The following is a 21839-nucleotide window of genomic DNA, read 5'->3' as shown; positions in this document are numbered from 1 at the left end:
AGGCATCATGGAGGTATGGACCAACGTGCATTGATCGATTCGATTCCGGCAAAACTGTGGATCGGCGGCAAGGCCGTCGACGCCGAGGGAGGCAAGACGTTCCCGGTGAACGATCCGGCGACCGGCAAGCCCCTGACAGAGGTGGCCGACGCATCGCCCGCCGACGCGATGAAGGCGCTCGACGCCGCCGCGGCGGCGCAGAAGGGTTGGGCGGCAACGCCCGCCCGCGAGCGCAGTGAGATTCTTCGAGCGGCATTCGAGAAGGTCACCGAACGCGCCGACGACATCGCGCTGCTGATGACCCTCGAGATGGGTAAGGCCCTCGCCGAATCCAAGGCCGAGGTGAAATACGGTGCCGAGTTCTTCCGCTGGTTCGCCGAGGAAGCGGTACGCATCGGCGGTCGCTACACCCCGGCCCCGGCGGGCAACGGTCGAATCCTCGTCACCAAGGCCCCGGTCGGGCCCGTCCTGGCGATCACCCCGTGGAACTTCCCGTTGGCGATGGGCACCAGAAAGATCGGTCCCGCTCTGGCCGCCGGCTGCACCATCGTCGTCAAGCCTGCTCGTGAGACCCCGCTGACGATGTTGCTGCTCGCGCAGATCTTCGACGAGGTCGGCTTGCCCGAAGGCGTGCTGTCGGTGCTGACGACGTCCAAGTCCGGTGATGTCACAGGCCCCCTCATCGAGGATCCGCGGATGCGCAAGCTCACCTTCACCGGCTCGACGGGCGTCGGCAAATCTCTCGTCCAGAAGTCCGCGACTCGATTGCTGCGCACGTCGATGGAACTGGGTGGCAACGCACCGTTCGTGGTGTTCGACGACGCGAACATCGACGATGCGGTGGACGGCGCGATGCTCGCCAAGATGCGCAACGGCGGCGAAGCCTGCACCGCCGCGAACCGGTTGCACGTGCACAACAGCGTGCGAGAGGAATTCACCACCAAGCTCGTGGAAAAGATGGCCGAGATGAAGCTCGGACCCGGCGTCGACCCCGATACCAAGCTCGGACCGCTGATCAATACCGATCAGCTCGAGACCGTGCAGGAACTCGTCGACGACGCGGTGGCCAAGGGTGCGACGGTGGCGCTCGGCGGCACCGCGCCGGGCGGGGACGGCTACTTCTACCCGGCGACCGTGCTCACCGAAGTGCCTGCCGATGCACGGATTCTGAAGGAAGAGGTGTTCGGGCCGGTGGCTCCGATCGTCGGCTTCGACACCGAGCAGGAAGGTATCGACGCGGCCAACGCCACCGAGTACGGCCTGGCGTCGTACATCTACACCGAGAGTCTCGATCGGGCGCTACGGGTGGCCGACGCCATCGACAGTGGCATGGTGGGCGTCAACCGCGGAGTGATCTCGGACGCGGCAGCGCCGTTCGGTGGAGTCAAAGAATCCGGATTCGGCCGCGAGGGCGGATCCGAGGGAATCGAGGAGTATCTCGAGACCAAGTACATCGCTCTGAAGTGAGCTACTGACGGTTGGGCGTGCGCACCGCGCGCCCAACCGGGGGTGGATCAGTGGCCGAGGCGACCGCGACCGAGGCGGAGCAGGAGCATTGCCAGCGTGTGACCCTCCTGGCCCAGGCTGCTGAAACGCTCGAGAACCTTCATCTCGCGGCTGTGCACCAGGCGCGGTCCGCCGGAGGCCATACGGGTGCGTCCGATGATCTGCGACACCTCGGAGCGACGCTTGATGGCCGTCAGGATCTCGGCATCGAGGCGATCGATTTCCTGGCGCAGGTCGTTGATCTCGGCTTCGCTCGTGGGCACTGCGGTCTCTGAGTCGATCTTCGTCGTCATGGCCATCGTCTCTCCTCGGGTCACATCTTGGATCGCTGCGTCGTCCGTCACCGTTACGCCTTTCGTATTCGGAACTGCATCGCCGTTCGGTTCGGTCCCGTCCGGAACCAGGGGCGTTGCGTCTATCGACAGGCTCCTGCACGCGTGGCCGAACAATGGCCGACCCGATGCAGGCGATGACGTACGGTTTTTTCGATCACCGATCCAGTGTGCCACGGGTCAACCCTCCTGAAAAGTCGTCGGTTCGGCCGACGACCACGCGATGTGGGTTTGTCGGTACGCGCCGGTAACCTGACCACACGATGAACACATTCCTCCAGGGCCTCCAATCCCGACAGAACACCTCGTCCGACACACTGCTGGAAGGTCTCAATCCTCAGCAGCGTGAGGCCGTCGTGCACACCGGATCTCCGCTGCTCATCGTGGCCGGAGCCGGGTCGGGCAAGACCGCGGTGCTGACGCGTCGTATCGCGTATCTGCTGGCCGAGCGAGGAGTGTCACCCGGCCAGGTTCTGGCGATCACGTTCACCAACAAGGCCGCTGCCGAGATGCGCGAGCGAGTCGCCGGACTCGTGGGACCGCGGGCGAACGCCATGTGGGTGTCGACGTTCCACTCGAGTTGCGTGCGGATCCTGCGCGCGCAGGCTGCGCTGCTGCCCGGTCTGAACTCGAACTTCTCCATCTACGACGCGGACGACTCGCGGCGACTGCTGACGATGATCTCCAAGGATATGCAGATCGACACCAAGAAGTTCTCGGCGCGGCTGCTCTCGACGGCCATCTCGAACCTGAAGAACGAGCTGATCGGCCCCGACAAGGCAGCGGAGGACGCCGACGGCGATCCCGCCGAGCTCCCGCGGCTGGTGGCCAAGGTCTACGGCATCTATCAGCAGCGGCTGCGCGCCGCCAACGCGATGGATTTCGACGACCTCATCGGCGAAACGGTGGGCATTCTGCAGGCGTTCCCCCAGGTGGCTCAGTACTACCGACGCCGGTTTCGGCACGTTCTGGTCGACGAGTACCAGGACACCAACCACGCCCAGTACATGTTGGTCCGTGAATTGGTCGGCACCCCCGACGCCGACGGCGCACTCGAGGGCACTGTCGCTCCGGGCGAGCTGTGTGTGGTGGGCGACGCGGATCAGTCCATCTACGCATTCCGTGGTGCCACGATTCGCAACATCGAGGAATTCGAGCGCGACTATCCCGACGCTCGCACCATCCTGCTCGAGCAGAACTACCGATCGACGCAGAACATCCTCTCGGCCGCCAACGCGGTGATCTCGCGCAACATCGGCCGGCGTGAGAAGAAACTGTGGACCGACACCGGCGAGGGCGAGTTGATCGTCGGTTACGTCGCCGACAACGAGCACGACGAGGCGTCGTTCGTGGCCTCCGAGATCGATCGACTCGTCGACGGCGGAGATGTGCGCTTCGACGAGGTGGCCGTCTTCTATCGAACCAACAACTCCTCGCGTGCACTCGAAGAGATCTTCATCCGACTCGGACTGCCGTACAAGGTCGTCGGCGGCGTCCGCTTCTACGAGCGCAAGGAGGTACGAGACCTCGTCGCGTACCTGCGGGTGCTGTCCAACGAGGACGACACCGTCAGCATGCGACGCATCCTCAACACTCCGCGCCGGGGGATCGGCGATCGTGCCGAGGCCTGTGTCGCCGTGCACGCCGAGCAACGAGACATCAGCTTCTCGCGCGCATTGCACGACGCGGCCGCGGGAAAGGTGGCGTTGCTCAACTCGCGGCAGCAGAAGTTGATCGCGCAGTTCATGGAGTTGCTCGACGAACTACGTGCAGTGCTCACCGCGACCGACGGGGACGGCAACGACATCGCAGACATCGGTGATGTCGTCGAAGCCGTTCTCGATCGCACCGGCTACCGCGCCGAGCTCGAAGCCAGCAGTGATCCGCAGGACGGCGCGCGCCTCGACAACCTCAACGAACTCGTCAGCGTCGCAAGGGAATTCACCTCGGAGGCGCGTAATCAGGCCGCGGTGGCGGCAGAGGCTCTCGAAACCGGGGACGACGAGAACGGCGACGCGGACGGTGGCGTCGACGGGTTGGCCGAGCCGGGGTCGCTCGCGGCGTTCCTCGAACGGGTCTCCCTGGTGGCCGACACCGATCAGATCCCCGATTCGGGTACCGGCGTCGTCACCTTGATGACGCTGCACACCGCCAAGGGTCTGGAATTCCCGGTCGTCTTCGTGACGGGTTGGGAGGACGGCCAATTCCCGCACATGCGGGCGCTCGGCGACCCCAATGAACTGTCCGAGGAGCGACGCCTGGCGTACGTGGGGATCACCCGTGCGCGGCAGCGGCTCTACCTCACGCGCGCGATCATGCGCTCGGCATGGGGGCAGCCCATCGCTAACCCGGAATCACGCTTCCTGCAGGAAGTTCCGCAGCACCTGATCGACTGGCGACGCGAGGATCCGGGCACCGGGGGAGGCCGAGCCATCGGCGGGGGCAGATCGGGCAGCTACGGATCGGGTGGCGGATACGGCTCGAACAATTACGGTTCGAGCAATTACGGCTCCGGCAGCTACGGCGGATCCTCGAATCGCGGTCAGAGTTCGACGCCGAGTTTCGGTGCCGCCAAGGGGCGCAACTCCAATCTCGTTCTCGCCGTGGGCGATCGAGTCAGCCACGACAAGTACGGCCTGGGTACGGTGCTGGAATCGACCGGTGCCGGAGTCAAGGCGATGGTATTGGTCGACTTCGGTTCGGCTGGTCGCGTGAAGATGATGCTCATCGGCGGCGTCCCGATGACCAAGCTGTAACAGAGCCGAGAACGCGAAAGCCGGACCCTGCGAAAGCGGGGTCCGGCTTCGAGTCGAAAGCTGGTGTACTCAGTCCATCTCTGGGCCGAGGGAGATTCCTCGGGAAGCGAGCCACGGAAGCGGATCGATCTTGACCTCGCCCGGAAGGTGGACCTCGAAGTGCAGGTGCGGGCCGGTGGAGAAGCCGCGGTTGCCCATCGTCGCGATCTGATCGCCTGCCATGACGTCCTGACCGACCGTGACGGTCGAGGTGTCGATGTGGCCGTAGACGGTGATCGTGCCGTCGGCGTGCTGGACGCGAACCCACATGCCGAAGCCTGCGGCCGGACCTGAGTCGATCACCTTGCCGTCGGCGACGGCGTAGATCGGGGTTCCGATGGCGTTGGCGACATCGACGCCGGCGTGGAGAACGCCCCAGCGGGTGCCGAAGTTGGAGGTGTAGGTGCCCTGCGCGGGCAGTGCGAACAGCGGCCTGCGCGCAGCAGCTTCGCGGGCGGCACGCTCTTCGCTGAAGCGCTGGCCCTTGGCGAGCAGGTCGTTGAACTGGCTCAGATCCACCGGCGCAGCGATGCTGAGGATCTGCGGAGCCTCCGACGGCGTCGCGCTGGTCGAGTCGGCTTCGACCTCGGTGGTCTGCGGAGCGGTGGTGGCCGCGACTGCTGCCGCAGCGGGTGCTTCACCTGCGGCGAGTGCGTACTCGGAGGTGGCGACCGCGGTGGGTGCGTCGTCGTTGACGACGGCCTGGCCGGCCGCGACTACCGCACCTGCGGCCACTGCGAGAACTGCAGCTCGGCCCTTGAGTGCGGTGGGGGGAAGGGGGATGCGGTGTGCGCCGCCGCGACGGGCCACGGGGGTGGCGTCTGCGGTAGTGACGAATGTGGTGACGACGGTCGGCGACTCGTCGGCTGCGACGTAGGCGGTATCGACGTACTCGGCCTCGGCGTACTGGTACGCGGGGTAGGCATACGCGTCGTATGCACCGTTGTCGGCAGGCGCGGCGGCGGGCTCGTAGCTGTAGACCGTGGTCGCGTCTTCGGCCGAGGGTCGAGAGAATCTGCTCGATGTGAAGGACGCACGGTGTTGCTGCAAGACCTACAACCTCCGTTATCCGTGACCTGGCCGTTACTGAAAGACTCGGCAGACGGTAACGAAATGATTGCGGGGCGCGCAAGTTAACAGCCCAAACCGGCGGCATATGTGAGATGGCTCACAAGTCGACCAGCGGTTATGTCGTGACGGGCCACATTCGTAATCGGACACGAGAACACGTGGACGGCACACGGTGACAGTAACGGTTCTCGCACCGATCGAGCCGATACCGTGATCCGAGTGCCGACTCCCTCCTTCGACGACTCGTCCGCCCCCGGCTCCGAGCGAGCGGAACCGCAGCGGATCCGACCCCAGGACGGAGAGTTCGGCCGAGCCGACGATCCGTCGCCCACTCCGCGCATCGCGCTTGCCGTCGCACTCGGTCTGATCGCTGCGGTTGCTGCGGTCGTGGCCCAGCTGATCGGCGTCGTCCGCAGCGCCGACGGTTCGCCGGTGGGTACCGGGGCAATGGTGGCTGCGATCCTGGCCGGTGCCGTCCCCGTCGTCGTTGTCCTCGGAGCCGCGGCGGGTGTGGTCGGCAAACGCGTAGAGTTCGCCGCAGCCCTGCTGGCCGGATACGGCGCAGTGGCACTCGGCCTCACGTTGCTCGACGTTGCCTTGCTGTCCGATCCCATCGACGCGAATCGGCTAGAGCTCTTCCGCCCGCTGAGCGCCGCGATGCTCGACGCGACCGCCGGTGCCTATGTTCTGCTCGTCGGTCACGCTGTGTCGGTGCTGGCGGGTATTGCGGGGTGGTCTGCGGTGCACCGCGCCGGGCTCGGTGACGGGTACGGCCACTCGGTGTATTCGGAACACGTGGGGCGCGCGGCGGCGGGGCGTGTCGGGCCGTTGCTCGCGGCGCTGCTCGGCGCGTTCGGTGTGCTGGCGGCCGTTGCGGCTTTTGCCTCGCTGTACCGCTCGTCCGATCCGGTGGTGATCGTGACGGCGGTGGTGGAGTCGCCGGTGTTCGTCGCGGTGGGCTCCGGGGTCGTCGGTATCGCGGCGCTCGTGGTGGCTGCGTCGGCCCTGGCCTCTCTGTCGCCGCAGGTGGCGTCGGGTGCGTCCGTCGGTGCCGGGCTCGGGGTACTCGGTTTCGCCGGGGTCGGTCTGCTCGCGGGACTCGGTACCGGTGACCGGGTGGACGCCGGGCTCGGTGCCTATCTGGGAACGCTTGCGGGGCTCGGACTGCTGATCTGCGGCGCAGTGCTTGCACCCGTCGCGGTAGCGCGCGACCGTCGGGCGCTGGAGAGAGCGCAGCAGCGCGAGTCGGGTGCGCGGGGTGTCCGCGGTGTCGCCGGCCTCGGGGCGACGAGGTGGCATGCCGCGGCCGGCAGCATCGGCGTTCTTGCAGGCGTGCTGTTCGTCGTCGGATCGTTGTTGCCGATTCTGGAGACCGACTCGGGGATCGCCGTGCCGCAGATTTTGGCCACCCGCGTGGTGATGGTCGCGGGGTTCGTGATGATTCTGGGTTCGGTGCCGCTGCTGTTCTCCGAATTCGCCTCGGCTGCGCGGCCGTTCGTGTCGATGTTCTGGCTCGGCGCGGTGGCCGCTGCGGCTGGGGTGCTGCAGTCGGTGGTGCTCGCCGAGGACGTGGACGGCGTCGGTGCCGGCATCGGCGCTCTGGCGATCATCGCGGGCGTCGTCGCAGCGGCAGCCACCGGACTACTGGCCCTGTTCGCCGGCTCGGCCGAACGCGACGACGTCGACACGTCCGCGGACGCATCAACCGACGGCGTGGTGCTCGGCACCGGCTTGTTCGGTGCAGTACTTCTCGCTGTGGGCCTGGCTCTGCCGCTGTATCGGGGCAGCGATTTCACTGCCGCCACCGTCACCGAATTTCCGTGGGGCTGGGACACCTGGGGGCAGATGCTGCTCGCCGTCGGAGTTTTCGTGGCCGCAATCGTCGCGGCGCAAGCTCGGGCCGCACGCGGCAGCGTCCTGCTCGGCGGAGCAGCCGTCGCCGGGATCGTCCATCTGGCGTCGTGGCCGCTGACATCTGCACGCGCCACCGATCCGGAAATGGGGCCTGCGGTGCTCCCGTTGGTGGCGGGAATCGTCGTTCTCGGTGTCGCCGCGGCACTTTCGGCCCGCCGCGACGATCGGTGACGGCCGCTTCATCGAGCCGGTGGCGGTGAGATAGGCCACATAGCATGCATGCGCCCGATGCGCTGTCGGGACACCTGGATAAAGTCCATGCTCAGACCCGCTCACACCCCTGGAGCGGGCGTCAACGTAGACGAGACGGTGAGCTGATGGATCTCTTCGAATACCAGGCGAAGGAATTGTTCGCCAAGCATGGCGTACCCACCTCCGCCGGTCGTGTCACCGACACGGTCGCCGGAGCAACACAGATTGCCGAAGAAATCGGCAAGCCAGTAATGGTCAAGGCACAGGTCAAGGTCGGCGGCCGCGGCAAGGCCGGTGGCGTCAAGTACTCCAAGGACGTCGCAGCAGCCACCGAGAACGCAGAAGCGATTCTCGGACTCGACATCAAGGGCCATGTCGTCAAGAAGCTTCTCGTTGCAGAAGCCTCCGACATCGCCGAGGAGTACTACATCTCCTTCCTGCTCGATCGCACCAACCGCACCTACCTCGCAATGTGTTCGGTCGAGGGTGGCGTCGAAATCGAGGTGACGGCGGAGGAGAACCCCGACGCACTCGCACGTATCCCGGTCGACGCCGTCAAGGGTGTCGACCTTGCTTTTGCTCGTGAAATCGCTGAAAAGGGCAAGCTTCCCGCCGAGGTGCTCGACGCCGCTGCGGTGACCATCCAGAAGCTGTGGGAGGTCTTCATCAACGAAGATGCTCTCCTGGTCGAGGTCAACCCGCTGGTTCGCACCCCGGACGATCAGATCCTGGCCCTCGACGGCAAGGTGACGCTCGACGCCAACGCAGACTTCCGTCAGGCCGGCCACGCCGAGTTCGAGGACAAGGACGCAGCCGATCCCCTCGAGGCCAAGGCCAAGGAGAACGACCTCAACTACGTCAAGCTCGACGGACAGGTCGGCATCATCGGAAACGGTGCCGGACTGGTCATGTCGACCCTCGACGTCGTCGCATACGCGGGCGAGGCACACGGCGGCGTCAAGCCCGCCAACTTCCTCGACATCGGCGGCGGTGCCTCGGCCGAGGTCATGGCCGCAGGCCTCGACGTCATCCTCGGTGACGAGCAGGTCAAGAGCGTGTTCGTCAACGTCTTCGGCGGAATCACCGCGTGCGACGCAGTAGCCAACGGCATCGTCGGCGCACTGAAGAAGCTGGGCGACGACGCCAACAAGCCGCTGGTCGTCCGTCTCGACGGCAACAAGGTCGAAGAGGGCCGCAAGATTCTCGCCGACGCCGCGCACCCGCTGGTGACGCTCGCCGGAACCATGGACGAGGGCGCCGACAAGGCCGCCGAGCTGGCAGCGAAGTAGAGGAAACAATGTCTATCTTTCTGAACAAGGACAACAAGGTCATCGTCCAGGGCATCACCGGCGGCGAAGGCACCAAGCACACCGCCCTGATGCTCAAGGCCGGAACCCAGGTCGTCGGTGGCGTCAACGCACGTAAGGCCGGCACCACGGTCAAGCACGTCGACGCCGACGGCAACGACATCGAACTCCCGGTCTTCGGCTCCGTCGCCGAGGCCATGGAGAAGACCGGAGCGGACGTCTCCATCGCGTTCGTCCCGCCGGCATTCTCCAAGGACGCCATCGTCGAGGCCATCGACGCCGAGATCCCGCTGCTCGTCGTCATCACCGAGGGCATCCCCGTGCAGGACTCCGCGTACGCGTGGGCCTACAACGTGGAGAAGGGCAAGAAGACCCGCATCATCGGGCCCAACTGCCCCGGAATCATCACCCCCGGTGAGGCTCTCGTCGGCATCACACCCGCCAACATCTCGGGAACCGGCCCCATCGGCCTGGTCTCCAAGAGCGGCACGCTGACCTACCAGATGATGTTCGAGCTGCGTGACTTCGGCTTCTCGACCGCCATCGGCATCGGCGGCGACCCGGTCATCGGAACCACCCACATCGACGCCATCGAGGCGTTCGAAGCGGATCCCGACACCAAGATCATCGTCATGATCGGTGAGATCGGCGGCGACGCCGAAGAGCGCGCAGCCGATTACATCAAGGCCAACGTGACCAAGCCGGTCGTCGGCTACGTCGCAGGCTTCACCGCGCCCGAGGGCAAGACCATGGGCCACGCAGGCGCCATCGTCTCCGGCTCGCTGGGAACGGCGCAGGCGAAGAAGGACGCACTCGAGGCCGCAGGCGTCAAGGTCGGCAAGACGCCGTCCGAGACCGCTGCCCTCGCGCGCGAAATCCTGGAATCGCTTTCTGTGAAGTAAGTTTCACATCGTAAGGAGCCCGCCACCGAATCCGGTGGCGGGCTTTTTCGTGCGCGCGCCCCTGTTCGCGTCAATGGACCACTGCACACGTCTGGGCGCGGCAAAGTCACATTCACGCGGCGGGGTCTAGATTGATGCGCGTGCACAGGATCTTCACCACCGCCTTCAGCTCGGTCTATCCGCACTACGTGAACAAAGCCGAGCGAAAAGGCCGGACGAAAGCGGAGGTCGACGAGATCATCCGCTGGCTCACCGGTTTCGACCAGTCGGCCCTCGACCGCCATCTCCAGGCCGAAACGACGTTCGACGAGTTCTTCGCGGCAGCGGACCTCAACTCGAACGCGACCCTGATCACCGGAGTCGTCTGCGGCATTCGCGTCGAGAATGTCGAGGACCCTCTGATGCAGAAAATCCGCTACCTGGACAAGCTGATCGACGAACTCGCCAAGGGTAAGAAAATGGAGAAAATACTGCGCGGATGACCCTTTCTCAGTAAATCGAGTGAGTGAGAGTTGCGGTGTAGGTGTCGGCAAGAAGATCGCTGTTGGGCACCAAGATGTTCACCGTGGCCGTCCAACTCGTCAGGCACGCCACGCCCCCACCGGTTTTCGCGTTGACGGCGGTAGCCGAGAGCGGCACGTTGGTGACGCCAGGGGATTTCGCCAACAGAAGCAGGCAATTGGTCTCGGGAGCGGAGTAGGACGCGACCGGCGTGACGGTCCTACCAGTGTTTTGGCCTTGGAACGGCGAGAGGCTCACCGTAGAAGTCCAGTTACCGAGTACGTTGACCACGCTCAGACTCATGTTCCCGGTCCACGGCACCCCAGGAGTCAACGCACCCTGTCCGGCTTGTGCGATCAGTCCGCTGTTCGCCTGAATGTTCAGCAGGCTCGCGGCGGGTGCTGCAGCTGCGCGAGCGGCAGTCTCAGGAGATGGAACGGCGCTGATCGAGGTGGTGGCGGTCGGAACCGACGTCGGCGTCGCGGTTGTCGATGACACGACTGTCGGCTCAGCAGTCACTGTGGTCGTCGGCACTGCCGTGGTCGTGGGGATTGCTGAGGTCGTCGGGTTTGCCGTGGTCGTAGGGGCTGCCGTGGTGGTGGGGGTCGGTTCCATCGTCGGCAGGGCCGCTGCCGTCTCGGTGGGGGAGATCGTCGTCGGAATGGTCGGCACAGTCGGCACTTCGGTGGCTTCCGTCGGGGAGGGTGTGGTTGTGACGATCGGCGCGGGGGGTGTGCACCCGACCGTCGGCGTCGGCGTGGTGGTCGGCGCGATCGTGTCGACTGGAACGGGGGTAGTAATCGGCGTCGAGTCCGACGCGCATGCCTCTGCGACGGTGGGTATTTCGGGGGTTGGTTGAGCCGACACCACCGGATGGGCGGTGGCCGCGAGGACCACCGCCAATCCGACTGCCAATGCCAGACGTCGCATGTCAGCTGGTCTTTCGTCGCCGAATCACAATGAGTACCGCCGCCGCGACGGCGATGATTCCCAACGCAACGACTGCCCAGATCCATACTGGAACACCGGACTCGGACGACGAGTCTTGGGCGGCGACCGAGCCCTGGTCGGGGAAGGTGAGTTCGACGTTCGACGTCTTGTTCACCAATCCGCTCGTGACGGTGACTTCGGCCTGCCACGGCCCTGAGGGAAGGGCGGGGTCGAAGGCGAATGCCACAGTCCCTGACTGACCTGGTGCGATCGAACTCCCCGCAGCTTCCACAGGGCTAGTCGAAATTCCTCCCGGGCCGCCGGAAAGAGTGACGGTTCCTTGGGGATCGAGCGCTCTGCCGCCGATGTTGGCGACGGTTGCAACCAACTCCGGTGCCCCGTTCGCATTTCGGGTCGCGGTGACGGCGTCGACCTCGAGATCTGCTGGGGGGCCATTCCCGGGACCTACCGAGAGGTACGTGCGAATACCGACGCGGCTGACGTTCTGAATGCCCGAGCCGGACTCGTTGTCCGTTACCTGCGCCCAGATGACGGCATATTGTTCACCCTCGGGAGCGTCGGAAGGGACATCTATTGTCACCACTGCCTGAGCTGTGGAGTTCGGCGGTACCGTCGCTTCGCTGGGGGACACCGACATCCAGGTGCTCAGCTCGTTCACGGCACGGTCGTCGGCCACTGTGAATCCACTTTGGCCCACCGAAGCAGCGGCCGCGTACATGCTGATCGTTCGTTCTTCGTCTGCGCCGTTGCGTACCTCGACCTTTCGAGTGATCGTCGTACCAGGTGGCAAGTTGTCGACGATGTACGTCAGAGCACGCGGGTCGCCTTGCAGGCTTACCGGTGCCTCCAGCAAACGAATGCCGACACTGCCGTTCCGACTGGGTTCGCTCAGTTCTTGTGCGGCGACCGAACTGTGGCCGGTAAGCGCGCAAGCGATCACCGATAGTGCCAGGAAAGCAGCGGTCGAGCCCCGACTTGATGTCATCGACAGGTCACACCAGAGAATGCGTGACGGTTCCGATGTAGTCACCGGCCTGTACCTGCGGCGGCAGCGTGATCGTCACCCCACCATCCCAACTCACCTCGTTGGCTCCCGTCACAACAGCCGACTGGACAGGCAACGGAACAGCGAGTGACGACAACGGAGTAGAGACGACAGTGGCTGAGAGAGGTCCGGTGCTGACGGTCGTGTCAGTCGGCGTGTACGTGGCCAGCAGCGGAGAGATCGACTCCGCGGGCAGGTCGGTCTTGTCGAACGACGTGCTAGATGCAGTCGCGACCCAGACGCCAATGACTCGTCGCTGGTCCGAGACCTCGACGGCAATCGAACCCGATGCGGTCAATCCACTGACATCCAGTTCTTTGTCGGTCTCGGCAGAGATGCTTATATCTCCGCCGCCGATCGTGAAGGTGACAGTCGTGGGGACGGCGTTGGATACGGCGGGTGCGACGAGTGCAGAAGCGAGAGCACCGGCGGCAGCGACAGAGGCGAACAGTGACTTGCGCATAGGGGGCGTCCTAGGGGAGGGCGAGAGAGCTGTCCCGCCGGTTTGTGATGTACAACACATTAATCTCCGCTGTTGATGACGCATTACAAATTACGGATAACTGTCACGGGGTCTTTTTTGGGGGCAGAAACGGGCCTGGCAGATAGTTCTTGAAATCACGCTGATTCGAAGTGTGGTCCCGGGCTCGGAGTCGGACTTCACTGATCGTCATGACAACCACAGAGAATCGTGCGCTCACCAAGAACTGGCCCGACGCCCCCACCACTGCTGCCGGGTGGATTTCCCGCGCGGGTGAGGTGGCTCAACTGCTCGCTGTCGATGCCGTCGCTCGCGACAAGGGCCGCGAGATTCCCACCGCCGAGGTGCAGTTGCTCAAGGACGCGGGCCTGGTCACCCTGCTCGGCCCCGTCGAACACGGTGGTGGCGGACAGGATTGGCCCACGGCGTATCAAGTGATTCGCACCGTGTCGAAGGCCGACGGTTCCATCGGTCAGCTGCTCGGATACCACCTGCTGTGGTTCTGGGCTGCGCGGCTCGTCGGAACTCCCGAGCAGATCGAGGCCGTCGAAGCGGACGCGACGAAGAACAAGTGGTTCTTCGGCGGTGCCGTCAACCCTCGGGACAACGATGTCGCCGTCACCGACGAGGGCGACACCATCGTGTTCGACGGCTCCAAGACCTTCTCCACCGGCAGTCGGGTCTCCGACGTCACCGTGCTCGAAGGTGCTCTCGAAGGCAGTACCGATCACGTGTTCGCGATCGTGCCGTCGAACATCGAGGGTCTGTCCTTCCATGACGACTGGGACAACATCGGCCAGCGTCAGACGGAGAGCGGCAGCGTGACCATCGACAAGGTTCGCGTCGACTGGGCCAGCGCAGCAGGATTCGTGGACAAGGCTTTTCAGCCCCGCGTCTACAACACTCTGAACGTGCCGACCATCCAGCTGGTGTTCGTCAATTTCTACCTCGGTATCGCCAGGGGCGCACTCGAGGAGGCTGCGTCGTACACCAAGGACAAGACCCGTGCGTGGCTGCACAGCACCGTGGACAAGGCCATCGACGAGCCGTACATCATCGACATCTACGGCGATCTGACCTCCAAGCTCTGGGCCGTCGAAGCTCTCGCCGACGCAGTGGCGTTGGAAGGACAGAAGATTCACGACAACGCCTGGAACGTCACCGCCGAGGAGCGCGGTGATCACGAGGTGCGCGTCGCCGCCGTCAAGTCTCGCGCCACCGAGGTCTCGCTCGAGATCACGTCGACGGTGTTCGAGGCGCTCGGCGCCCGAGCCACGGCCAGCAAGTACGGCTTCGACCGCTTCTGGCGCAACGTACGTACGCACACCCTGCACGATCCGGTCGCATACAAGCGACGCGAGGTCGGGCGCTGGGTTCTCACGGGCGAACTGCCCGAGCCCACCTGGTACTCGTAGTCCCCACCTTTCTGGCCCCGATCCGACCCCCGATTTCCGGATGAATGTGCCATTCACGCCATGTGAGTGCGTGGATGGCACATTGATCCGCCGAAGGATGACGCACACATGAGCACCGAAAAGATCACCGACGCGATCAAATTCGCATACTGGGTACCCAATGTCTCGGGAGGGCTGGTCACCAGCACCATCGAACAGCGCACCAGCTGGGATTACGAGTACAACAAGAAGCTGGCGCAGACGGCCGAGAACAACGGTTTCGAGTACGCCCTGAGTCAGGTTCGCTACGAAGCCAGCTACGGGGCCGAGTTCCAGCACGAGTCGACCAGCTTCTCGCTCGCGCTGCTGTTGGCCACCGAACGGCTCAAAGTCATTGCCGCAGTGCATCCCGGGCTGTGGCAGCCGGCGGTACTGGCCAAGCTCGGCGCAACCGCGGATCACTTGTCCAACGGCCGCTTCGCCGTCAACGTCGTCAGTGGCTGGTTCAAGGACGAGTTCACCCACCTCGGCGAGCCATGGCTCGAACATGACGAAAGATACCGTCGCAGTGCAGAATTCCTGCAGGTGTTGCGCAAGATCTGGACCGAGGACGACGTCGACTTCCGCGGCGACTTCTATCGGATCCACGACTTCACCCTCAAGCCCAAACCGCTGAACACTCCCGGTCGTCCCAACCCGGAACTGTTCCAGGGCGGCAATTCGTCTGCAGCGCAGGAGAATGCCGGACGGTACTCGGACTGGTACTTCAGCAACGGCAAAGATTTCGACGGCGTCACCGAGCAACTCGACAATCTCCGACGCGTCGCGCGTGATCACCAGCGTGAGGTCAAGTTCGGGCTCAACGGCTTCATCATCGCGCGAGACAGCGAGAAGGAAGCGCGAGACACATTGCGCGAGATCATCGAGAAGGCCAACAAGCCTGCCGTCGAAGGTTTCAAGGGAGCGGTGCAACAGGCCGGCAATTCGACGGGCGACAAGAAGGGAATGTGGGCCGACTCGACGTTCGAGGACCTCGTTCAGTACAACGACGGGTTCAAGACGCAGTTGATCGGCACCCCGGAGCAGGTGGCCGAGCGCATCGTGGCCTACCGTCGCCGCGGCGTCGACCTGATTCTCGGCGGCTTCCTGCACTTCCAGGAGGAGATCGAGTACTTCGGGGCGAAAGTCCTGCCGCTGGTTCGCGAACTCGAGGCCGCCGAGGCGAACGACCAGGAGTTGGTGGCAGCCCGCTGACCTTTCGGTTCCGTGATCGGTCGGGTCCGTGCAGTAGCGTGAGTTCTCGGACCCGACCGACCTGGGGTACGGACAATCTCAGATGAGGAGACGCGATGACCTACTCGCCCGGCGGCCCTGAAACAGGGGGCTCCAACTCTGGTGGCTACGGCGGAGGTGGCCCGTCCTACGGCCCGTCGTCCTCGCCGAATCAGCCGTCGTCCAACCCGCAGGGTCATCCGGGACAGAACCAGCCCTTTCACCAGCCGTCGGTGTCCAATCCCTTCGGCCCTCCGGTGCCGGGCACCTCGGCACCGGCCGGACCGGGGCCGGCCGCGTCCGGACGTAAGTCGCCCGGATCAGGTCTGGCGAATCTGCCGAGGATTCTTACCTTCGTGATCCTCGGGCTCGGCGTCGTCACTTTCCTGCTCGGCCTGCTGGACCTCGTCACCGCGGAGGTCACCTCGTCTCAGGAACTGCCGAGCAGCATCCAGACGTCGTTCAGCACCACCTTCTTCGCCTCCGGCGGAAGCGCGGTGTCGGTTGCTCTGCTGCTGGCAGCGGGCTTGATCGCCGGTGCCTCGCTGATACAGAAGGATGCCAGGAATCAGGCCGTGGTTGCCGCCCTGGCGATCGCCGGCTGGCTGGTGCTGGTCTTCCAGTCGTTCAGCCTGCCCAGCGCAGAGGGCAACGAGTTCGCCAGCACCACCAGCTCGCTCGGTATCGGTGCGATCCTGGTGCTCGTCCTCGGCTTCGTCCAAGCAGCCGCCGCGGTGCTGGCACTGCTGCTCGACGCGGGCATCGTCAAGGCTCCGGCTCCCAAGCCTGCGGGCTACGGCAACCAGAATCAGCAGCCCGGATACGGCCAGCAGAACCCGTACAACGCGCCGACGACGTCGTTCGGTGGACCCTCGCAACCGCAGGCCTACGGCAACCCGCCGTCGTACGGTCAGCCTCAGGGAACCTCGTCGAACTTCGGTCAAGGTCCCAGCGGTCAAGGTCTCAGCGGTCAAGCACCGAGCGGACAGGCGTCGGGTCAGCATTCCTACAACCCGGGTGGGCAGCCGCCGTACGGACAGTCCGCCCCCAACCCCTCGTCGCCTCAGGGCGGCTATGCACCGCCGCCGTACACCGGTCCGAGCGGGCAGGCCTATTCGCCGAACCAGTACCAGTACGGCCAGCCTTCGGGATACGGCCAGCCTTCGGGATACGGCCAGCCTCCGGCGAAGTCGGACGAGCCCGAATCGGGCGAGCAGTCGACGCCGTACGGCGCGCCCACGCAGTCGTTCGGTGCCACTCCTGCTGTGGACGACGAGAAGAAGAACGACTGATTCAGGCATCACAACCCACTTCGCGGCGCGCCTGACCGGCGCGCCGCGAAGATGATGCGACTCTCGTTGCGATGAGCGATCTATTGAACCGAGAGACGCGACGCGCGGCCGCCCGGGCTCCCCGCGCGAGCACCGGACCGACGCCCGATCAGTCGCGCATGCTCGCCGCACTGGCCTTCAAGACCTCCGGACTCGTCGTGGTGATCGCGACGACCCTTGCTCTGGTCACCCTCGTCTCGGCCAACAGCGACCTCACCGGAACGCTCGGAGCGATCGCCGGTTCGTGGTTCGCCGTGCACCTGGTGCCCCTGAGCATCGGCGGCACCTCCCTGGGTGTCGCACCGCTGCTGCCGACCCTGATCATCGGCTGGTCCGTCGCTCGTACCGTCCACCACGCGGTGGACTCCGACACCGACCGTCGCGTGCTTCGGTGGGTATTCGCGGCGTCGATGGCCGGCCCGCTCGCCGTCACCGCCATCGCTCTGGCCGTCGCCAAGGACGCGTCCACCGTCATCGGACTGTCCAGTCCCAATGCTCTCGTTGCCTTCTCCTGGGTCGCAGGCGTGCACGCGGCCGCATCCGGAACCGGTCTGCTCTTCGCGTGCTGGGACTCGGTGGTGATCCGGCGCGGACTTCCGGACTGGGTCCGCGCGCTCGTTGCGCCCTTCGTGCGCGTGCTGTCGATCCTCACTGCAGGCGGGGCGGCCGTCGTACTGCTCGCCCTGCTCGTCTCCTGGGAGACCGCTGGCGCACTGCTCGACAGCGGAGGCGATGTGGTCGGCATGCTCGGGCTGACCGTGCTGTCCGTGCTCTATCTCCCCAACATCGTCATCGGTGCACTCGCGGTGGCCACCGGTTCCACAGCCGGGTTCGGCGAGGCGTCGGTCAGCCTGTTCTCCACCACCGGAGGACCGCTGCCACCGCTGCCGATCCTGGCCGTCCTCCCCGAAGGATCGGCCCAGACGATCTGGGTCGTCATGCTCGTCGTCCCGATCGGTGCCGGTCTGATGCTCGGCCGCGACTGCGCCATCCGCAGCGCCGACATCCAGGTTGCAGTGTCCTCGGTATGGGTCGTTGCGGCCGCGGCCGGAGCGCTCGCAGCACTGCTCGGCTACGCCGCGGGCGGAAACCTCGGCACATTCGGAACAGTCGAAGTCACCGTCTGGAGCTTCGGGCTGTTGACGTTCGCGTGGCTGGCCGTCGTCGGTTCCGCCTCCGCAGCTTTCGTCGTGTGGCGTCGAGCAGAACCCGAGCCGACTCGCGACGAGCCCGTTCCGATGCCGGTACCTGCGGCCGAATTGGCTATCGAGCCCGCCCCGTCCGAGACCGCCCCATCCGAGGCCGCCCCGTCGGAATCGGAGGACGACGAACAGACCGAGGTGGTCGAGGATGTCGTCGAGGCGGAGGTCGTCGACGACGTCCCGGCCGAGATGCCAGCGGCCGAAGAACCGGACGCGATCGTCGAGGCTGCTACCGCTGAACCGCTGGATGCCGAGGTCGTTGCACCTCCAGGAGACCGGGACGGACCTGCCCGGTAGGGCTCGACGGCGCAGCGACTAGGCTTTCCGCTGGCTCGAACGATCCGCCTCGACAATTCAGGAGTAGTGCGCTGACTGCCTTGCGTGAGACACCCGCGCGGGTCGTCGTCCTCGCATCGGGGACCGGCTCGCTTCTGCAGTCGCTCATCTCCGCGACTGCTGCCGAGAGCTATCCCGCGCGCATCGTGGCCGTCGGAGTCGATCGAGAGTGCGACGCAGCCCGCCGTGCCGACGAGGCCGGAATGCCGAACTTTCGAGTCGGATTGAAGGACTACGCCGATCGAGCGCAGTGGGACATCGCGCTCACCGACGCCGTTCTGGCGCACGAGCCCGATCTCGTCGTCACCGCCGGTTTCATGAAGATTCTCGGCCCGCAATTTCTCGGGGCCTTCACCGGACGCATCGTCAACACTCACCCCGCGCTTCTGCCATCGTTTCCCGGCGCACATGCCGTGCGGGACGCACTCGACCACGGCGTCAAACTGACCGGTTCGACGGTTCATCTGGTCGATTCCGGCGTCGATACCGGGCCGATCCTGGCGCAGGAAGCCGTGCCGGTTCTCGACGGCGACGACGAAGCTGCTCTGCACGAACGCATCAAGATTGTCGAGCGACGGTTGCTGGTCGACGTGATCGCAGCCGTGGCCACCACAGGTGTCACCTCCGATGGACGAAAGGCTCAGATAATCCGATGAGTGAACGTAAAGCAGTGCGCCGCGCGCTGGTCAGCGTCTACGACAAGACCGGACTGATCGAACTGGCGACCGGCTTGCACGGTGCGGGCGTCGCTCTCGTGTCCACCGGATCGACGGCGAGCAAGATCGCCGACGCCGGGATCCCGGTCACCAAGGTCGAGGATCTCACCGGATTCCCCGAGACCCTCGAAGGTCGCGTCAAGACGCTGCATCCTCGTGTGCATGCCGGAGTGCTCGCCGATACCCGTAAGCCCGAACATCTTTCGCAGCTCGAGGAATTGGGCATCGAGGCGTTCGAGCTCGTCGTGGTGAATCTGTACCCGTTCACCGAGACCGTCGCCAGCGGGGCGACGCCGGACGAATGCGTCGAACAGATCGACATCGGCGGACCGTCGATGGTGCGCGCCGCAGCCAAGAATCACCCCTCGGTTGCCGTGGTGGTCGACCCGGCCCGCTACGAGGACGTGCTCACGGCCGTGGCCGGTGGCGGATTCACCCTCGCCGAGCGGACTTCCCTTGCGGCACAAGCTTTTCAGCACACGGCCGCCTACGACGTCGCGGTGGCGTCGTGGATGAGCAATGTGCTGACCCCCGACACCGAATCGTCGTTCCCGGAATGGATCGGCGGAACCTGGGATCGCTCGGCCGTGCTTCGCTACGGCGAGAACCCGCACCAGGCTGCGGCGCTCTACGTCGATCCTGCGAGCTCCGGCATCGCGCAGGCGGAGCAGCTGCACGGTAAAGAGATGTCGTACAACAACTTCACCGATTCCGATGCGGCGTGGCGGGCGGCTTTCGATCATGCCGAGCCCACCGTCGCGATCATCAAGCACGCCAACCCGTGCGGTATCGCCGTAGGCAACGACATCGCCGAGGCGCACCGCAAGGCCCACGCGTGCGATCCGGTGAGTGCCTACGGCGGCGTCATCGCGGCCAACCGCGAGGTCACCGTCGAGATGGCCGAGCAGGTGGCCGAGATCTTCACCGAGGTCATCATCGCGCCGTCCTACGCCGACGGTGCTCTGGGAGTGTTGCAGCGCAAGAAGAACATTCGTGTACTGCTGGCGGAGGCTCCGTCCACCTCGGGCGTCGAACTCAAGCCGATCTCCGGCGGCGCACTACTGCAGCAGCGCGACGTTCTCGACGCAGACGGCGACAATCCTGCCAACTGGACCCTCGCTGCCGGCGAGCCTGCCGACGAGCAGACCCTGAAGGATCTCGAATTCGCTTGGCGCGCAGGTAGGGCCGTGAAGTCCAACGCGATCATGCTCGCCCACGAAGGGGCGTCGGTCGGCGTCGGAATGGGCCAGGTCAACCGCGTCGATGCCGCCCATCTCGCTGTTCAGCGAGCCGGGGATCGCGTCGTCGGCTCGGTGGCGTCCTCCGATGCCTTCTTCCCGTTCCCCGACGGTTTGCAGGTACTGATGACCGCAGGCGTCAAAGCCGTTGTGCAGCCGGGTGGTTCGGTACGCGACAACGAAGTGATCGCCGCGGCACAGGATGCAGGCGTGACGCTGTATCTGACGGGATCGCGACACTTCGCGCACTAGTGCCTGACGCCGAGCTCGCAGTTATGCAGCCACATACCTCACTTTCGGCCGCATAACTGCGAACTCGACAATCTGTGGATGGATGAAAAGTTATCCACAGATCGCTGAGCGGGCCCTTTTCGAGGTGTCGACCCTGCCAGGGTTGAGCCATGGGGATTCAGGTCGGACCGTTTCGGGGTTCGCAGGCAATACGCTCGGGCGCTCTCAGCAGGCACGAGCTGAGTCGCAACTACGTGAGGGTCTTTCGCGACACGTATGTCTGCGACGGGACCGTTCTCGATGCGCGAACGATGGCCGTCGCCGCATCGATCTGTGTCGGCGATGGTGCCGTGATTGCAGGGGTCTCCGCGGCGGCAATCCACGGCGCGAAGTGGATCGACCCGAGCGCTCCGCCGAGTGTGCTGGCGAACGGAAGGTCGCATCAGTTTGCCCGGTCTGCGAATCCATCGCGATGCCTTCGACGGCGATGATGTGTGCGTCGTCGGGGAAATTGCTGTCACCACACCGGTGCGCACGGCATTCGATATCGGGCGCTGGGTCCAGCCACCACTATCCGTGGTCCTCCTCGATTCACTGGTTGCTGCAACCGGGGTCGACGTGGAAGCCGTACGTGCGTATGCGCAGCAGCGGCCGGGCACCCGAGGCATTCGGTGCCTGTTCAGTGCACTCGATGTCGTCGACGGTGGAGCGGAATCGCCACAGGAGACGCGCACCCGGCTCCTACTGGTCGGGGCAGGCCTGCCGACGCCCGAGACCCAGGTCGAGATCCGTGACAGTTCCGGCAGGTTCGTGGCGCGGATCGACCTGGGGTGGCGACGTTGGCGGGTGGGGGTCGAGTACGACGGCGTTCACCATTGGCTCGACGAGCGTCAGCGGACCCGTGACATCGAGAGGTCCGAGGAGTTGCAGCAGTGCTATTGGCAGATCGTGCGGGTCAATTCCGAGCAACTGCGGCTGCGACCTCACGACGTTGTGGCACGCGTCAGAGCCGCGCTTCGAGCGGCAGGCGCACCGGTGTAGCGAGCTCGCACTTATGCGGGCGATTTGTCCAGTTCAGGTGGCATAGGTGCGAACTCGACGGAACCACAACCGACCACTAGA

Annotated in this window: 19 protein-coding genes; 14 read left to right on the top strand and 5 right to left on the bottom strand. The window is 65.0% G+C overall.

Translation table 11 applies throughout. The features are described 5' to 3' along the window. The first annotated feature begins 15 nt into the window (after window positions 1-15). Window positions 16-1467 carry an NAD-dependent succinate-semialdehyde dehydrogenase gene (locus tag QM615_RS06860; protein WP_149405116.1) on the top strand — a complete coding sequence of 484 codons (1452 nt, stop codon included), beginning with the start codon at window positions 16-18 and terminating at the stop codon, window positions 1465-1467. Window positions 1468-1514: 47 nt separating this feature from the next. Here QM615_RS06860 and QM615_RS06855 read toward each other — a convergent pair whose 3' ends face one another. Beyond that, complete coding sequence (locus QM615_RS06855; RefSeq protein ID WP_068050144.1) at window positions 1515-1805, bottom strand: chorismate mutase; 291 nt, start codon at window positions 1803-1805, stop codon at window positions 1515-1517. Window positions 1806-2101: 296 nt separating this feature from the next. On the opposite strand from QM615_RS06855, the gene QM615_RS06850 reads away from it, so the two are divergent. Continuing rightward, on the top strand, window positions 2102-4594 hold the full coding sequence (locus QM615_RS06850) for a UvrD-helicase domain-containing protein (RefSeq protein ID WP_149405117.1): 2493 nt from the start codon (window positions 2102-2104) through the stop codon (window positions 4592-4594). A 69-nt stretch (window positions 4595-4663) separates the two neighbouring features. Here QM615_RS06850 and QM615_RS06845 read toward each other — a convergent pair whose 3' ends face one another. Further along, entirely contained in the window at window positions 4664-5683 is a 1020-nt protein-coding gene (locus QM615_RS06845) for a M23 family metallopeptidase (RefSeq protein WP_149405118.1), read from the bottom strand. Between the two features lie 240 nt (window positions 5684-5923). Between QM615_RS06845 and QM615_RS06840 the strand changes: the two genes are divergently transcribed. From QM615_RS06840 to QM615_RS06825, 4 genes are all read left to right on the top strand, one after another. Next, window positions 5924-7789, top strand: coding sequence for a hypothetical protein (locus QM615_RS06840; protein WP_149405119.1), 1866 nt, complete (start codon window positions 5924-5926; stop codon window positions 7787-7789). Window positions 7790-7935: 146 nt separating this feature from the next. Beyond that, the gene (gene sucC / locus QM615_RS06835; protein WP_032377331.1) at window positions 7936-9099 is read left to right on the top strand and encodes an ADP-forming succinate--CoA ligase subunit beta; all 1164 of its coding nucleotides are present in this window, start codon (window positions 7936-7938) and stop codon (window positions 9097-9099) included. Window positions 9100-9107: 8 nt separating this feature from the next. Further along, window positions 9108-10019, top strand: a complete 912-nt coding sequence (gene sucD / locus QM615_RS06830) for a succinate--CoA ligase subunit alpha (protein ID WP_068050146.1) — start codon at window positions 9108-9110, stop codon at window positions 10017-10019. 134 nt (window positions 10020-10153) lie between these two features. Next, window positions 10154-10501: a DUF2200 domain-containing protein gene (locus tag QM615_RS06825; RefSeq protein ID WP_188078540.1), complete on the top strand. Its 348-nt coding sequence runs from the start codon at window positions 10154-10156 to the stop codon at window positions 10499-10501. Between the two features lie 7 nt (window positions 10502-10508). Here QM615_RS06825 and QM615_RS06820 read toward each other — a convergent pair whose 3' ends face one another. Beyond that, window positions 10509-10823, bottom strand: a complete 315-nt coding sequence (locus tag QM615_RS06820; protein ID WP_141215354.1) for a hypothetical protein — start codon at window positions 10821-10823, stop codon at window positions 10509-10511. A gap of 73 nt (window positions 10824-10896) precedes the next feature. Here QM615_RS06820 and QM615_RS06815 point away from each other — a divergent pair, with 73 nt between their 5' ends. After that, on the top strand, window positions 10897-11379 hold the full coding sequence (locus tag QM615_RS06815) for a hypothetical protein (protein ID WP_283347138.1): 483 nt from the start codon (window positions 10897-10899) through the stop codon (window positions 11377-11379). A gap of 72 nt (window positions 11380-11451) precedes the next feature. Here QM615_RS06815 and QM615_RS06810 read toward each other — a convergent pair whose 3' ends face one another. Together QM615_RS06810 and QM615_RS06805 are read right to left on the bottom strand one after the other, a co-directional pair. After that, complete coding sequence (locus QM615_RS06810) at window positions 11452-12261, bottom strand: hypothetical protein (protein WP_283347137.1); 810 nt, start codon at window positions 12259-12261, stop codon at window positions 11452-11454. Between the two features lie 202 nt (window positions 12262-12463). Then, the gene (locus QM615_RS06805) at window positions 12464-12979 is read right to left on the bottom strand and encodes a hypothetical protein (RefSeq protein ID WP_149405124.1); all 516 of its coding nucleotides are present in this window, start codon (window positions 12977-12979) and stop codon (window positions 12464-12466) included. A gap of 209 nt (window positions 12980-13188) precedes the next feature. On the opposite strand from QM615_RS06805, the gene QM615_RS06800 reads away from it, so the two are divergent. The 7 genes from QM615_RS06800 to QM615_RS06770 all read left to right on the top strand — a co-directional run bounded on the left by QM615_RS06800 (window position 13189) and on the right by QM615_RS06770 (window position 21758). Beyond that, window positions 13189-14412 (top strand): acyl-CoA dehydrogenase family protein, encoded by a 1224-nt coding sequence (locus QM615_RS06800; protein ID WP_283347136.1) that lies wholly within the window; start codon window positions 13189-13191, stop codon window positions 14410-14412. Window positions 14413-14520: 108 nt separating this feature from the next. Then, window positions 14521-15645 (top strand): dimethylsulfone monooxygenase SfnG, encoded by a 1125-nt coding sequence (gene sfnG, locus QM615_RS06795; RefSeq protein WP_068050155.1) that lies wholly within the window; start codon window positions 14521-14523, stop codon window positions 15643-15645. Between the two features lie 95 nt (window positions 15646-15740). Then, window positions 15741-16955, top strand: a complete 1215-nt coding sequence (locus QM615_RS06790) for a DUF5336 domain-containing protein (RefSeq protein ID WP_269594616.1) — start codon at window positions 15741-15743, stop codon at window positions 16953-16955. 71 nt (window positions 16956-17026) lie between these two features. Then, a complete protein-coding gene (locus QM615_RS06785) occupies window positions 17027-18493 on the top strand; it encodes a cell division protein PerM (protein WP_283347135.1) in 1467 nt (488 codons plus the stop codon). Window positions 18494-18564: 71 nt separating this feature from the next. After that, the gene (gene purN, locus QM615_RS06780; protein ID WP_068050161.1) at window positions 18565-19188 is read left to right on the top strand and encodes a phosphoribosylglycinamide formyltransferase; all 624 of its coding nucleotides are present in this window, start codon (window positions 18565-18567) and stop codon (window positions 19186-19188) included. Beyond that, the gene (purH, locus tag QM615_RS06775; RefSeq protein ID WP_283347134.1) at window positions 19185-20738 is read left to right on the top strand and encodes a bifunctional phosphoribosylaminoimidazolecarboxamide formyltransferase/IMP cyclohydrolase; all 1554 of its coding nucleotides are present in this window, start codon (window positions 19185-19187) and stop codon (window positions 20736-20738) included. Before purN ends, purH begins: the two co-directional genes overlap by 4 nt. Window positions 20739-21164: 426 nt before the next feature. Continuing rightward, a complete protein-coding gene (locus tag QM615_RS06770) occupies window positions 21165-21758 on the top strand; it encodes a PDDEXK-like endonuclease domain-containing protein (RefSeq protein WP_283347133.1) in 594 nt (197 codons plus the stop codon). Window positions 21759-21839: the final 81 nt, after the last annotated feature.

The organism is Rhodococcus sp. IEGM 1341, from assembly GCF_030056895.1.
In the GTDB taxonomy this organism is placed as follows: Bacteria; Actinomycetota; Actinomycetes; order Mycobacteriales; family Mycobacteriaceae; genus Rhodococcoides.
Note: the sequence above shows the minus strand (reverse complement) of the source record. Positions and strands in the feature narration are given on the sequence as shown.